Annotated in this window: 12 protein-coding genes; 5 read left to right on the top strand and 7 right to left on the bottom strand. The window is 41.3% G+C overall.

Features of this window, described 5'->3' with window-relative positions; all coding sequences use genetic code 11:
* Nucleotides 1-154: 154 nt before the first annotated feature.
* On the bottom strand, nt 155-1,711 hold the full coding sequence (gene norR, locus AAEY98_RS11290; RefSeq protein WP_335690969.1) for a nitric oxide reductase transcriptional regulator NorR: 1,557 nt from the start codon (nt 1,709-1,711) through the stop codon (nt 155-157).
* A gap of 142 nt (nt 1,712-1,853) precedes the next feature.
* Nucleotides 1,854-4,142 carry a nitric-oxide reductase large subunit gene (locus AAEY98_RS11285; protein ID WP_351016956.1) on the bottom strand — a complete coding sequence of 763 codons (2,289 nt, stop codon included), beginning with the start codon at nt 4,140-4,142 and terminating at the stop codon, nt 1,854-1,856.
* 427 nt (nt 4,143-4,569) lie between these two features.
* Between AAEY98_RS11285 and slyA the strand changes: the two genes are divergently transcribed.
* From slyA to AAEY98_RS11265, 4 genes are all read left to right on the top strand, one after another.
* Nucleotides 4,570-5,055, top strand: coding sequence for a transcriptional regulator SlyA (gene slyA, locus AAEY98_RS11280; protein WP_101085289.1), 486 nt, complete (start codon nt 4,570-4,572; stop codon nt 5,053-5,055).
* Between the two features lie 8 nt (nt 5,056-5,063).
* Nucleotides 5,064-6,122, top strand: coding sequence for an HlyD family secretion protein (locus AAEY98_RS11275; RefSeq protein ID WP_162023847.1), 1,059 nt, complete (start codon nt 5,064-5,066; stop codon nt 6,120-6,122).
* A gap of 120 nt (nt 6,123-6,242) precedes the next feature.
* Nucleotides 6,243-7,268 (top strand): DUF2955 domain-containing protein, encoded by a 1,026-nt coding sequence (locus tag AAEY98_RS11270; protein ID WP_162023846.1) that lies wholly within the window; start codon nt 6,243-6,245, stop codon nt 7,266-7,268.
* 250 nt (nt 7,269-7,518) lie between these two features.
* Entirely contained in the window at nt 7,519-8,406 is an 888-nt protein-coding gene (locus tag AAEY98_RS11265) for a tetratricopeptide repeat protein (protein WP_351016952.1), read from the top strand.
* Between the two features lie 258 nt (nt 8,407-8,664).
* Here AAEY98_RS11265 and AAEY98_RS11260 read toward each other — a convergent pair whose 3' ends face one another.
* Genes AAEY98_RS11260 through AAEY98_RS11250 form a run of 3 tightly spaced genes read right to left on the bottom strand, consistent with a single transcriptional unit; the run spans nt 8,665 to nt 10,167 of the window.
* Nucleotides 8,665-8,880, bottom strand: coding sequence for a TIGR02450 family Trp-rich protein (locus AAEY98_RS11260; protein WP_351009649.1), 216 nt, complete (start codon nt 8,878-8,880; stop codon nt 8,665-8,667).
* A 44-nt stretch (nt 8,881-8,924) separates the two neighbouring features.
* Nucleotides 8,925-9,530: an HAD family hydrolase gene (locus AAEY98_RS11255; protein WP_162023844.1), complete on the bottom strand. Its 606-nt coding sequence runs from the start codon at nt 9,528-9,530 to the stop codon at nt 8,925-8,927.
* A 25-nt stretch (nt 9,531-9,555) separates the two neighbouring features.
* Nucleotides 9,556-10,167: a CIA30 family protein gene (locus AAEY98_RS11250; protein WP_162023843.1), complete on the bottom strand. Its 612-nt coding sequence runs from the start codon at nt 10,165-10,167 to the stop codon at nt 9,556-9,558.
* A 341-nt stretch (nt 10,168-10,508) separates the two neighbouring features.
* Here AAEY98_RS11250 and AAEY98_RS11245 point away from each other — a divergent pair, with 341 nt between their 5' ends.
* Nucleotides 10,509-11,642: an endonuclease/exonuclease/phosphatase family protein gene (locus tag AAEY98_RS11245; protein WP_351016948.1), complete on the top strand. Its 1,134-nt coding sequence runs from the start codon at nt 10,509-10,511 to the stop codon at nt 11,640-11,642.
* Nucleotides 11,643-11,801: 159 nt separating this feature from the next.
* Here AAEY98_RS11245 and pepN read toward each other — a convergent pair whose 3' ends face one another.
* Nucleotides 11,802-14,465, bottom strand: coding sequence for an aminopeptidase N (pepN, locus tag AAEY98_RS11240; RefSeq protein WP_351016945.1), 2,664 nt, complete (start codon nt 14,463-14,465; stop codon nt 11,802-11,804).
* 76 nt (nt 14,466-14,541) lie between these two features.
* Entirely contained in the window at nt 14,542-15,135 is a 594-nt protein-coding gene (gene lpoB / locus AAEY98_RS11235; protein WP_174839654.1) for a penicillin-binding protein activator LpoB, read from the bottom strand.
* Nucleotides 15,136-15,184 lie beyond the last annotated feature (49 nt).

The following is a 15,184-nucleotide window of genomic DNA, read 5'->3' as shown; positions in this document are numbered from 1 at the left end:
TCATTCCAAAACAGACGTTATATTAGTCAGACTACAATATTTTGCCAAGTTTGACTATTTAGTACAAATAATTAGTACAGGTCATTTGTACAGATGGTTAGGGCGCATCGTTACTTATTACGGCTAATATTTCAACTGAAATTTTTTACTTTTTTTATTTTAATCCTAAGCGTTTAGCCAGCCTGTGTAAGTTACCTGAATCTATTTGCAATTGGCGTGCGGTTGCAGCCCAATTACTCCCTTGCTGAGTATATATTTGGTGGATAAATTGATTTTGAAACTGATCTGTTGCATCTCGTAAGCTTGTTTGTGGTAAAGATGTTGCCGACTGTTTAAGCGTCAGGTTTTTGTTTGAATGGATAGCAACAGGCGATGACTGTGCAAATTCAAAATGGCTGTTGTTAATGATGCATAAACCATCTTTTTGGCTTTGTGATTTAGCTAAAACAGCGGCTCGATGAATGGAATGCTCAAGTTCACGTATGTTGCCAGGCCAGTCATATTGCTCCAGTAATTGCAATGATGAAGGCTCTAATCTTAAATGGGCCAAGTGTAATTGCTGTCTATAGCGCTCGATAAAGTAGCCCGCTAATAAATGGATATCTTGTTGACGTTCTCTTAGTGGTGGAACCATAACCGGGAACACGCTTAAACGATGGTATAAATCTGCTCTAAATCGTCCGGCCAATACTTCGCTTTTTAGGTCTTTATTGGTTGCGGCAATAATACGAACATCGACTTTTAAGCTACGATCATCACCGACCTTTTGTACGTCGCCAAATTGCAGTACTCGCAGAAGTTTTGCTTGTAAGTTAAGAGGTAGTTCACCAATTTCATCTAAAAATAATGTGCCTTTATCGGCTACTTGAAATTTGCCGCTACGATGGCTAATAGCGCCAGTAAACGCGCCTTTTACATGACCAAAGAGTTCGCTTTCGGCAACGGATTCAGCAAGTGCAGCACAGTTTAAATACTCCAGTGGTTTATTGGCTCGTGCAGATTGTTGATGGATCTGCTTGGCTATCAATTCTTTACCGGTACCCGTTTCTCCTAAAATCAACACGTTGAGTTCAGTTTCTGCCACCACATTCACTTCATTAAGCAGCGATAATAGATTATCGGCCTGACCAATTATTTCGGTTTCTGTTTCTGTGTCTAATAGCCTAGAGGGTTGGGTATGGGGGATGGTAAACGTTGACGCTTGTTTTTCAAGTTTATCAATCAGCAATGCGTTGTTTAATGAAGCCGCTGCAATTGCGCTAAAGCTGCGCAGTTCATTATTACTGAATTGATCAAACTTATTGGGATCTAATGCATCAATAGTTAATGCGCCAATGAGTTGCTCGTTAGCGAATAATGGTAAACCGATGCAGGCATGCACTTTTAAGTCACCATCTACATTGGGGATTAAGCCATCGTAAGGGTCGGGTAATTCGCTATTGGAAGGGAAACGGACAATATCACCCGCTCGGGCAATGGTTTCAAGTCGCGGATGCTCACTTAAAATAAAGCGCCGTCCTAATACATCCGCACTCAGTCCATCAATCGCTAATGGCTTGAATTGATGCCCTTGGAACGATAACAGTGCAGCAGCATCACAATCGAGGGTTTCTCTTACTGTGGTTAATAAACGAGAGAATCGATCACGTTTAGATAAATTGGACGTGATATCAAGTGCGATACGGGTTAAGTCAGCTTGTCTCAATGCCATGCTAAACTCCAGAAAGGAACATAATAAGTGTCATTATGACAAGTGTGAATATAACAACAAGGGTAAAGCCCAAATTGTTGAAACTAAAGGGGCCACAAAGGCCCCTGATGATGGTTATCAAAGCGTGTTTATTAATGCATACTTAGTTAATCGTTAATGGACTAGCTTGTTTCGCTTTAACGCCTTTGCTAGCAATGGCTTTCTTGATGATGTCAAATAAGAACGCCGCCATCAATAATCCACCAATACTGAAGATAATGTCACCGAACATTCGTGTCCATACAAGGCTTTCCACTAAATCGCTGTGGATCACCGCAGGTGAACGAGCATACCAATAGCCGTGGTCAATGACCGCAAAGAACTGCACAATTCCGACAGGCAATAATGACATAAACAGCATTGCTGCTAAGCCGATATTTAATGTCCAGAATGCCCCTTTAAGGTATTTTTGGTTCCATTGCATATCGCCTGTTAATCCGCGTAAACAGAATAGCATTAGCCCTATGCCTAACATACCGTACACGCCCATAAATGCACCATGAGAATGTGTCGCAGTAGTATTTAAACCTTGGATAAAATAAAGCGATATTGGTGGGTTAATTAAGAAACCTAATACACCTGCACCAATTAAGTTCCAAAATGAGGTTGCCACAAAGAACATAATGACCCAGTGATAACGTTCCATCCAAGGGCTCGCTTTACGTAAACGATAGGTTCCCACTGCTTCAAAACCAATTAATGCTAACGGCACCACTTCAAGTGCCGAGAATATGGCTCCCCAAGCAATGACTGAAGTTTGAGTACCGGTAAAGTATAAATGATGTAAAGTGCCGATTAAGCCGCCAGTTAAAAACACCACTGTTGTGAATAATACCGCACCGTTGGCACTGCGTGCACGGATAAGGCCTAAGCGAACGAGCATTAATGCGATAACGGCTGTTGCAAATGTTTCAAAGAAGCCTTCTACCCATAAGTGCACCACCCACCAGCGCCAATATTCTGCGATGGCAAGGTTTGAGTGTTTGCCCATAAACAGGCCTGCACCATAAAACAAGCCGATGGCGACACAAGAGGCGTATAGAATCCAAATTGCCGGCAGTATGTCGCTGTTAACTTTTAATGCAGGACGCATAGCTGCAGTGATTAACACGGTCCAAATTAATAAGCCCACAAACAATAATATTTGCCATACGCGTCCTAAATCAATGTACTCATATCCTTGATGTCCGAATAAATAGTTCATGTCTAGGTCAAAGTATTGTTGTACGCCAATCCATTCACCAGCCATAGAGCCCAATACGATAACGACTAACGCGACCCAAAGTACGTTTACCCCTAAGCGTTGATACTTAGGTTCGTATCCTGATAGTGCAGGGGCAATATATAGCCCTGTGCCTAACCATGCTGTGGCAATCCAAAATACTGCGAGTTGAGTATGCCAAGTACGGGTAACAGAATAAGGCAGAATTTCAGCTATTGGGAAACCATAAAACTCTTGGCCTTCAACTGCGTAATGCGCAGTAATTCCGCCAACTAATATTTGCAGTAAAAACAGTCCAATTGCAGTAACAAAATACTTTCCGACAGCTTTTTGAGATGGCGTAGGTTTAGTAAAAAATAATGGATCACCTTTGGCTGGTTCTGGCAATGGTTCCTCTTTGCAGGTGGCGTGATGCCAAGCCAGCATGCCAATACCAAGAAGCAATGTCACTAAGCTTAGTACTGACCAAACAATGTTGTCTGAAGTGGGGACGTTGCCAATTTGTGGATCGTATGGCCAGTTATTGGTGTAAGTATAATCATAACCAGGGCGCTCAGTTACCGCAGCCCACGCTCCCCAAAAGAGGAAGGCATTTAACAATTCACGATGTTCAGCATCAGTGATAGTGCCTTCTTTCATGGCATATTGTTCACGTAATGAACTTAATGCAGGATCATCACCAAATAACGATAAATAGTGCTTAGTCACTTCATTAATTGCCGCAATTCGCGTATTTGACAGCGCGACGTGAGTTTCATCCCCAGTACCTTTGATCACTGTGTTATGGCGAATATCATCTCTTAAGCCTTTTTCTAAACCGGCTTGCTGTTCTGAATCGAGTTCAGTGAAATCGCGGTTATAGCGCTCGTTTGCGGTGATAGACAACCAAGCTTGGGCTTCACGATGTAACCAATCTGCAGTCCAATCTGGTGCCACATAAGAACCATGGCCCCAAATTGATCCTAACTGATGCCCGCCCATTGAACGCCATACAAGTTGACCTTGCTCAATATCATTTTTGGTAAATATGGGTTGGCCACTGGTGTCAGTGAAAGCCGTTGGAATCGGCGGTTTTTCTCGATATATGCCGCTGCCTAAACTGAGTAATACCGTGAAGGAAGCCACTAGCACGATTAGCAGTGCAATGCCGGTGAGTTTATTTTTGCTCATAAGTCCTCTTAGCGCAAAGTCATTTTGATACAGATGACCAGAGCATTACACAAGTCGTGCCAACTTTTTATTGTTATTAAGCTACTGTTATTAATGTTTTTTATTTTTACCTGTCGTTAGGTTACTGTTAAAATGACATCTTTTTATTGGTGTTAAAAAGACTGTTAATGTCAAAGTGACACTTTGTTTTGGTGATACTGATCATCTTTGTCTAAATAACACTCATATTATCTTTTCCGCGTAATGTCATGTGACTAAAGGCCTAATCTTTATTGTTCGTGTAATCAACGCTAGTCATTTTTAGTCACAGTTATCAATAAATTAGTTTCAACGCTATAGAAGTTTTATGGATTAATTAACATCAGTCATTTACTTAGCATGCTAAGTTGTTATAATGCTTAGCACGCTAACTAAATGGCAATTTATTATGTATAAAGAATTAGAGCGATTAAAAGAACTTTCACTTGCTGAGCACTTAGGGCGATTACATCGTTTATGGCGCACCGCTGCAGACGCGGAGCTCGTACCATTAGGGTTAACTCACCCTCGCTGGACTGCGCTGTGGAAGTTACTGCGCTTGGGCGATAACGTGAGCCAAAAGGTGCTTGCCGATGCTTTAGAGATAGAATTGCCCTCTTTAATGCGCACTTTGAGCCAGTTAGAACAGCAAGGATATATACAGCGCCGCTGCTGCGAGAACGATAAGCGAGCACGAATAGTCAGCTTAACTCCTGAAGGCATCGACATGCTTAAGCAGATGGAAAGCCGCATTATGTTGGTTCGTCGAGATTTACTTGCAGGTATTAGCAGCCAAGAATTAAGTGAATTTGAACGTGTCATTAGTCTTATTAGTGATAATGCTCTTGCTGCGCTGCATAAGAACACTGAACAAGACAACAAAATTCCTGAATGAGAAATAACATGACCCCAGATCAACAATTTGCTCGACTCGTTAAAATCGCTATTTTTATGTTTGTAATGGTGTTTGGTTACTTTATGTTTGCCGATGCAGTAATGCCTATGACGCCACAAGCCATGGCCACACGAATGGTCACTAAAGTGACGCCACAAGTCAGTGGTAAAATTGCATCTATTGCCGTCGAAAATAACCAACTTGTGGCTAAAGGTGATGTGTTATTTAGCATCGACTCAGCCCCTTACGAGTTAGCGGCTGAGCAAGCTACATTGGCGTTAGAGCAAGCAAAACAAGATAACGCTGAACTTGATGCATCGATACTAGCAGCCAAAGCAGATGTTCAGGCAAATCAAAGTAGTGCACAGCAGAGAAATAGTGAAGCAAAACGCCTTGATGCTCTGTATGCCTCCCGAGGTGTATCGCAGCAGTTAACTGATCAAGCTCAAAGTGAGGCCGTCACGGCGCAGGCCAATTTACTTGCCGCTAAAGCTCGCTTAACTAAGCTAGTGGTAAGTCGTGGACGCAATGGCGAAGATAATTTAAAAGTCCGTCAAGCTCAAAATCGTTTAGCTCAAGCAGAATTAAACCTGTCATACACTCAAATTCGCGCAGACCAAAATGGCGTGGTGACTAACTTACAGTTAGAAGTCGGCAGCTTTGCCACTGTTGGACAGCCGCTATTAGCTGTAGTGTCAGAAAACGTCGATATTATTGCTGATTTTAGAGAAAAAAGTTTACGCGGTATTGAGCCACAATCAACTGCGCTTGTTGCATTTGATGGTCAACCTGGACGTTTATATCATGCCAAAGTGAGTACCGTAGATGCCGGTGTGAGTGCCGGGCAATTTGATGCCAATGGCCGTTTAGCTGATCCGCAAGAATCGGTACGTTGGGTACGTGATGCTCAACGCTTACGATTACACCTTGAACTTGACCACCAAGGCGTTAATGCATTACCCGCTGGAGCACGTGCAACGGTGCAATTAGTACCTAATAGCGGTTTACTTGGCTTTCTAGCCAAGGTTCAAATTAAGGTTATCAGCACGCTGCATTATATATATTAACGCCGCAGTTAAGCCCAATATTGATTGTTAATACTCATTACACCAATTCACACTCAAGGCAATGCTGCAGGTTAATTTATTTGCGTGCAGTATCTTGTATCAATGTCGTAGGTTGTTCATATGTTATTACGCCATAGTCCTTTGACTACAAACGATTTACGCCAATGTTTACGCATAGCAACAGGCGCCACACTAGGATTTGCGATCTGTAAATTTTTCGACCTCAGTTATGGTGTATTTTTTACCGTCACTCCAATGTTGTTACTGGGTTTAGTCCCTGTGATGAATGCACATGCGATGAGGCAATTATTGGCATCATCTGTAATGTCTGGGATTGAAGTGGGTATTTTAGGTGGCTTATTTGGCTCTCACGCTGGGGTGATATTACCCATCGTGTTTGTGCTATTTTTGTATCGTTTTGCGGCAATGTCACGCGGTAGTTTGTTTTTATTTGGCGCTAACGGGGTTATCAGCTTAAGCATTATGTTGCACTTTGCCAGTTATCCGAGTGTCGATATTAATAATCTCATTTTCAGTAATTTTTGGGCGACAGCGGCCTCTGTTGTAATCGCTTATGCTATGACGGCTTTATGGCCCGATGTTGAACCAAGAGCGCCAGTTGCTGCCGTGGTTAAAGTGCCTAACCGCATGCGACACGAAGCGTTACTCGGTGCATCTATTGCAACTGCATCATTTGTGGTTTTTCAGGTATTTAACTTACGTGATTCTATGTCTGCTCAAGCCACCACCTTGTTATTGTTATTCCCAATGCATTGGAATGGTGCGCTCGGTTATGCCCGCAAACGAGCTATCGGTACCTTGTTTGGCGTGACTTTCGGCTTGGTGGGACAAGGGTTACTCTATGATTGGTCTGGATTATTGATTTTTGTGATACCACTATTGTGGATAGGCTTAATGTTGTTTAGCCAAGTACACGTGAGAGAAGCGAGTGGCTCTGGAGTGGGATTCGGTGCTATGACCACCTTAGGGATATTATTCGGTCAATACTTAACCCCAGATAATGACTTAGTTTTTAGTGCTTTGTACCGAATAAGCAGCATATTAGTCGCTATCGTGGCAACATTATTACTGTGTTATGTGGTGCATCGGATATTGAATCGATTTGAAGCTACTCGATTTGGTTGAACATTGGTGTGTGCGGTAAATAAATCTCATTGGAGCATATGAGCTTACTGATATTCGTCAATTGTGGATTGATTTTAATGGCAGTAGGGAAGTGGCTATTGTTAGAGTATTAGATTACTTATTGAAGAATAATTAGGTAATCGATTGATAATATTAGATATAACGTACGGTTAGTTTTATAGACATAATTACTATAGACATTTTGCATATAAATGCTAATAGTAATGAATTGTATATAAAAGGACTTAACATGATGAAACATAATGCTATTATTTTGAGCTTAATATTAAGCTTTCTCGCTTTCGCTCCATTTAAAAGCCAAGCAAACCAATTGCCTGAGTGCAACACGTCTGAATGTATTGAATACTTTAAAGCCTATCGCATTTTAACAAAACGAGGCCACTCCTCAGCAATGGCCATGTTAGCTGAATTCTATTACACCGGTTATGGCACCGATAAAGATTTAGACATGGCGTTAAAATGGTACCGACGTGCAGGTAAATATGGTGTACTGGATGCAAAATATAAAGCGGGTGTCTTGTATTTACAAGATACTCCTCTGAAAGATGTCGACGAAGGTGTTGAGTTTTTACAGTTCGCATCAAAGATGGGCCACTCTCAGTCATCGTATTTATTGGGTAAAATGTATTTAGGTGGTGGCATGGTAGAACAAGATTTGGCACTTGCAGATCAATACCTTGCTATAGCTTATGAAGAAAATAATTTTGCAGCTAGAAATTATGGGCAAATACTTTACTTACATGAATCAACTAAAGATTTACCGCTGAGCAAACTTTACGCTTTAATTTCAAAAGATGTTGTCACGTTAATCCCTGAGAAAACTGTTTCAAATCAGCAAACTGCAGCGATCAATTTTCCTCAAGGTGAAATGGAAACCATTGACGTACAAATGGATACATTTGAAGACATGTTTGGCTCGCATATTACCCAATTGAACCACATGATCCCTGACACTTCAAAAGGCACTGGATCCAATATAGCGGGACAAACATGTGCAAAAATGTGGGGATGTAGTAGTGAAGGTGATGGCCAACGAATCCAGGACGTCATGTTATCTGATTGGGGTTTAGAAACCCTTCAATTTAGGCTCGAAGGTTCAATATTTATCATAAAATAATAGCCGAGTTAAATAGAATAATGGGTTTCAATGACAAACTGGTTATTTTTGTTGCAAGGCTAATAACGAAGTTATAGTCAGTTGTTGTAGTCAATGCAATAGTAAACAGATCAACAAGCAGTTTGATAACCGTTTATTATCTTGAAACTCGTTAGCTAAGGTTATGCTAATGCTAGTATAAAAAAGTGACTCATTGTATTTAAACAAGAGTCACTTTTTTTATTATTAAACGGCATAATAAATGTGTTTTGCAGTAGATTATTGCCAACCAATTTTCCACTGTTGCGGATCCTTAAGATCGCGCCAATTAATAGAGCATTCTTCTGCATTCATTTCTGCACGGATAAGACATTCAACCACGTTTTGTTGCTCGTCATACTCAACTTTAGTCACTGTAAAATGCTTCAACTTTTGAACCACGTTAACTTTGGTCCATTTACTATTCAGTAATTTTTTTGGGTGAATTTGATTCATATTCATGTGGTAGTTCTTATTTATTATTAACGTTAGTACTGGCGTTAATCGCTCGGTGAGTTATTGATTATTAATTGCTGGAGTTGACTCAACTCTTCGATAACAATATCGGCTAAATGTTGATAATCACGTTCGATGCCATGATTAATTAAACAGGCTATCATTCCCGCGTTATTAGCTGCTTGAATATCGTATAAGTAATCACCAACATAGATAATATGCTGTGGATGTATTTGCCATTGTGTTGCAATGGCCAGTAACGCATCGGGTGCCGGCTTTGCAGGGAAGTGCTCTCGGGTTAACACATGGTCTATGGCGATATTATTTTGTGTTACCTTCATGGCACTGGCTGCAAGGCTATTACGAGTCACTATGGCTGTGGGTAATTTGGCCGCTTCAATAGCGTTAATCAGTTCGGTCATGCCTTTGATTGGTTTGGCACTCATAGCATCTTGATATTCATGCTCAAGAATAATTTTGTTTGCGTTGGCTTGAGTGGCTTTGCAACTTAACTCGTCGACGTATTTAAGAAGGTCTACGCCATTAGGGCAACCAATTTGTTGGCGAATTAAGTCAAAATCTAAACTGGACTCAACTAAGGTGCCGTCTAAATCAAAAATAATGCCTTTTATGTGTATTGGTAAATTCAATGAATACCCTTATGTATTAACATATTTATCGGTCAAACTGTATTGAGTGTAACTCAATTATAAATGGACCTTGTTGTTTTTGTGCCACGAGAAAACCAACACGATCAATATCTTCAAAGTTTAATGTAGGGGCATTCGTGACCGCTCGCCCTCTAAAGCTGACAGTAAAATCTGCCGGGGTAAAAGTATGTTGAGTGAGTGTATCAGCTTGAGTATTAACGTTAGCCACATAGGCTTCACCATAAGATAAATTCGGTGTTTTTAGGCGGATTTGATATATTTTTCCGTCACCTTTGGCCGTGATAGTGAGTAATGATGCATCGGCAATTTGATGGATAAAGCTGGATTCTGTCGATGCAAATCCGCCATTATTTGCCAAGGAAACCTGTCCAGAGAATAATAACGCTTGTTGCTCATTAAGCTTAATTTGGCTTTGCGAAATACCGCCCATCACAGTGTCATTATTGATGTTCCACGCTGTGAAGTGGCTTGGGTCAGTAAAGTGAAATAGCATATTGTCCTCACTGGCACTCCAGACGGGTTGGCCAATTAATAATAAAACCCCAACGGCAGTAGCAATGCCTATTTGTATTGTTTGGCAGACATGCCGATTATTTGCATTGAGTGATCCCATCATATACTCCTATTCATTTTAGTTCGATAAGCACATGTGCTATAGAAACAATGCCGTAAAAAAATGGCTTATCAGGGTGAGGGATAAGCCATAAAGGGTCTTACGGAGGATGATTGTCTTAGAACATCGGGTGTTACTTTATCGGATCAGCTGTATCGGGGGATAGTCAATCAGATATCACTTAACGTCTAACTATTATGCATTACGCGTATTTGTGAATGTAGGTTCAGTTTTTTTAGGTTATTTTGTTTATGTTGCATTATTCCTGGTTGAGGGGAGTTAAATTCGACAAATAACAATGTTGTCAGTACCCTTAATATAAGTTTTACAGAGAGCAAAATATTTTGGACGTAAACGATGTATCAACCGCTCCATCATCCGAGCTTACATTTAGTGTCGTAAGCATTAATTTATTTAACTTTATTGAACCGCCTCACGCCTACTACGACTTTGAAAACATCTATAGTGATAAGCAATGGCAAAAAAAATGTGCATGGTTAGGTGAGTTTATTAGCCACAATCAACCTGACATTATTGCTTTTCAGGAAGTGTTTAGTCCTGATGCCTTAGCTAAGTTGACTGAGTCGTTGGGTTATGAATATTTTGTGGCGCTAGATTTACCCGAGGTAGTAAGTGATTATGTGTACCGCAGCCCTGTGGTCGCGATAGCATCAAAGTATCCTATTATTGATTCAGCTAATGTCAGCCCAGATCCGCAATGGGTCAGCCAGTTAGGTTTAGCGGAGTCATTTAGTTTTAGCCGTAAACCGTTACGGGCTACGATACAGTTACCAGTATTTGGTCCATGTGATTGTTATGTCATTCACCTTAAGTCTAAACGCAGTGGCGTGAGTCGTGACGATATCAGTGAAAGTGGCTTACATGGCGGTGCTGATTTTGTTGCACGGCAAGTGCTTGGGCGTTGGGCATCCAGTTTACAGCGCGGCAGTGAATCAGCTCTATTGTGCCATCAAATGCTGATGAGACGACAGCAAACTCAGCAGCCCTTTATGTTGATGGGTGACTTTAATGACACCATGGGCAGTGAACTCTTAGCGGCATTTAATAATCAATTACGCGTGTATCGCAGTGATATTGAAGACCCTGGGCTGGCTAAACTAGGTGAAACCTCATTAATGGCAGAGTTACAGCAAAGCAGTTTGTTTGACAGCTATGAGCTGTTTATCGCCGCGACTAAGTGTAACGCAACATTGGCCCTAGATGAATTTGAGTCAAGCTCACTAGTGGATGAGCAACCGCATCCTGCTAGGCAGCCGACACATTACTATGGCAACAGTGGCTCAGTACTTGATTACATATTAGTCTCAAGTGAGTTTAATCCGACTCAGCAGCAAAACCTCGCTCATATAATTGATTATAAAACGTTTGATCGTCATCTAGTTCGGCCTGACTATGAACGCGACAGCGATAGTACCGATCATGCACCAGTGATGATGAGCTTTTGCGTGCGCACTTAGTGAGTGGCAATGATGATGTTTATAGATGGACTATTGAAAGTGATCGCCACATAACTTGCTAAGTGTCGGCTCCATTTGGTCAAGATAATAAAAAGCGCTGATAAATATCAGCGCTTTTTTAGATTTAACGTAATTGATTTACCGTTGTAATGGGTAAGCTTACTGTAATGTTTGTTTGATTTTTACGCAGCGTTGTTCTTGTTGACGGGTTTCGAGTAGCGCGCGTCTCACCAATGGTGATAAACCCGTTTGTGTATCTAAAACGTGGCTAATCGCATCTATGTTTGTTGCACTACAATCGGTCGGAATTAATTGCGCCGCAAAACTGCGCATAAATACCGGACCTTTATCGTCCATTAGCGGCAAGTTGGCAAAGCGTTGTTCTGCCGTTGCGGCACTTAACAGTTTTTGTTCAGCCGGATAGATATTGTACATTGCGACGCGAATTTTTGAGAACGCCATGCTGTCATTGTTTTCAATAGTATTTAACCACTGACGCTTAAGCGATGACTGTGGGCGGATAACCTCGGCTGCAATCGCGGCTTTTTCACCAGAGTCAGATTGATCAAGGTGTTTTTCTTGGGCGAGTAGCGCCTGAGCATCACCGTAATCATAACGGTTTAATTGGCGGATCATCGCCCAGCGTAAATCTTGATCTATGCTTAACCCTTTTATATGGCTCTTACTTTGCAGTAATGATTGGATATGTTTTAACGCATCGCCATAGCTAGATAAACTAATATAAGCATCGAACCAACGGCGTTGAAAATCACTATTACGGTAGCTTTCCATACTCATCCGCAGGCTCATTTGGCTAAGTGCCTTAGATATTTTACTGTTGTAAGCCGCATTAGCAGGCGCCATTAAATCAAGATAGTTCTTAGCACGCTGCAGATTACCAAGTACTTGACCTAGAATGGTGTAGTCTTTTTCGAGTGGCGCATTAATTAACGCGATATTTAAAAACTGATCCAATGATGTCTTACCATCAATCACACTGTCCCACATGCTTTGCCACAGCATAGAGCGTAATAGCGGATCGGTTACTTGACCTAGAGACTGTTTGGCGGTGTTAAATGAGCTAGAGTCTAGCGTTACTTTCACAAATCCCCAGTCATCATAGTTTGGATACACTAAATCAGGACAAACCTCGTCAATTAACTGATCAACTTCGGTATAAGCGCCTTTGTATGTCACCGCAACCACTTGTTGTTTTTCTATGCCATATCGAGTTTTGTTGAACAACCCTAGTTGTACTCGTTGTTCACGTAGCGTTGGATGTTGTTCATCATCAGATGTTTGCACTAACCCAAACGAGTCAATTTGACCTCGCTGACAAGTGTACTGAGCTTTGATGGTATTTACACCCGCCGCGTACAACCATTCTTTGGTCCACAAAGACAAATCACGACCACTGGCCTTAGCTAGACTGTTGATAAAGTCATTAAGCTCAGCATTTTGATAACTGTATTGTTGTAAATATTGGCTCACTCCACGGCGGAAGGTTTCTTCACCGAGTAAATGACGTAATTGCTTGATGGTCGATGCGCCTTTTTGATAAGTAATGGCGTCGATATTATCAAAGGCATTTTGGCTGGTGGCCACGGGCACTTCAATTGGGTGAGTCGTGACTAAACTGTCTTGATGGTAAGCAGCTTGTTTACCAGAGGCATAAAAAGTGCGCCATGCATGACTAAATTCAGTGGCTTCACTGGTAGCAAGGGTGCCCATAAATGAGGCAAAGCTTTCATTTAACCATAAGCCATTCCACCACTTCATGGTGACTAAGTCGCCAAACCATTGGTGCGCCATTTCGTGCATGATAACGCCTGCTAAACGTTCTTTTTGTTCGGCAGTCATCTTGGCATTAAATAAGAAACGGTCTTCAGAAAAAGTGATCGCTCCTGCGTTTTCCATTGCGCCATAAAGAAAGTCAGGCACTAATACTTGGTCGTATTTTTTAAACGGATAAGCAATACCAAAGTAGCTATCAAAAAAGTCTAAACCTTGCTTGGTATAAGTGAACCAATCTTGAGGGGTAACTTGGTTGGCCACAGACTGACGCGAAAATAAACGCATCGGATAACGGCCTGAATTATCTTCCCAAACATGGTACGGACCTGCGTGCATAGAAAAGTTATATGGGCTTAATTTTGGGGTAGCAGGGAAGGTCCATAAGTTAGTATCGCCTTGGTCAACCACATTGGTTTCACGCATGGCACTGATCACTTGCCAATCTTTGGGTGCATGGACGTTAATCTGATAACTGGCTTTAAGATCCGGTTGATCAAATACTGCAAACATTTGCTGGGCGGCTGCAGGTTCAAAATGTGAATACAAATAAACTTTACTGTCTACTGGGTCGACAAAACGATGTAAGCCTTCGCCATTGGTACTGTGTTCTCGAGTAAATTCAACCTCTACAGTGTTGTGACCATCAACTAATAGACTTTGATTTAACACAATATAAGCGCCATTGTAATTAGGATATACCTTGGTTCCGTTAACAATAAATTGCTTAATATTGGCTTTGTTAAGATCAAGCGTCAGTGATTTTGGCACGCTGCTTAAGTCAAAGTGAACAATCGATTTTGCACTGAATTGGCTGTGCTCACTTAAAAAGAAAGTTAGCTCATATTGTGCATTTGATACCACGTTGGATCTTGCTTGTGCTTGTACTTGGCTTATGTAGGCAGAGCCATCCCGTTGCAAGGATGATGTTGAAAGTGAGCTGCTGCAGCTGACAAGGCTAGCACAACATAATGCGATGAGACTGGTTTTGATGACCCGAGGACTAAACAATTCAGTGGATAACAATTTCACGTTAGTGTTCCTAACTTTTTATTTGATGTATGAAAAAGCCGACAACAATGTCGGCTTTAGTGCTATGAGTAGTGATTTATAAGCCTAAAAAAGACTTTGATTTCATTTTACGGATTTCTTTTTCATCTGACCATTCAATTAAGCCAGTTTCAAGATCCATTAACCGCATGGTCATTTTGTAGTAAACATCTTTGGTGCTGCCATCTTGTTTAACGATGCTTGATAAGTTGCCATAAAGCATATATTGCGCGCCAATTTGACGGCCAAATTTAATTGCCGTAGATGGGTCTACCATGCCGGCATTGTTTTGATAATCAAGTTGTTTGCGTACAGTATCAACCTTAGTCATATCAATAAAACGGAACTTACCAGAGCGTAATAGTTTATTGCTAATGGTGTCGGTCACTGATTCTGTATCGATATGTTCAGAAGTTTTATTTTTAATTTTATCCACAAATACAATCGGGCGGTTGCTCTGTGTCATTACTACAACAGGTGGGAATGCCATCATGCTGTCGACCATTTTTGCTGCGATGACTTGCAGATCAGTTGAACCGAAGTTTTCGTTAACGGTTTCGACTTCCGTCGCGTCACCATACTCTACTTTAGATTGACAGGCGCTCAGCCCCATTACTGCAGCTAATACAAATATCAGTTTCAAATTTTTCATAGTAAATTCCATTGGTGATGAGTGACAGTTGATAAGCAATTATCGTCTA

Source organism: Shewanella sp. AC91-MNA-CIBAN-0169 (assembly GCF_040310165.1).
GTDB lineage: Bacteria > Pseudomonadota > Gammaproteobacteria > Enterobacterales > Shewanellaceae > Shewanella.
This window is presented reverse-complemented; position numbering and strand designations above follow the sequence as displayed.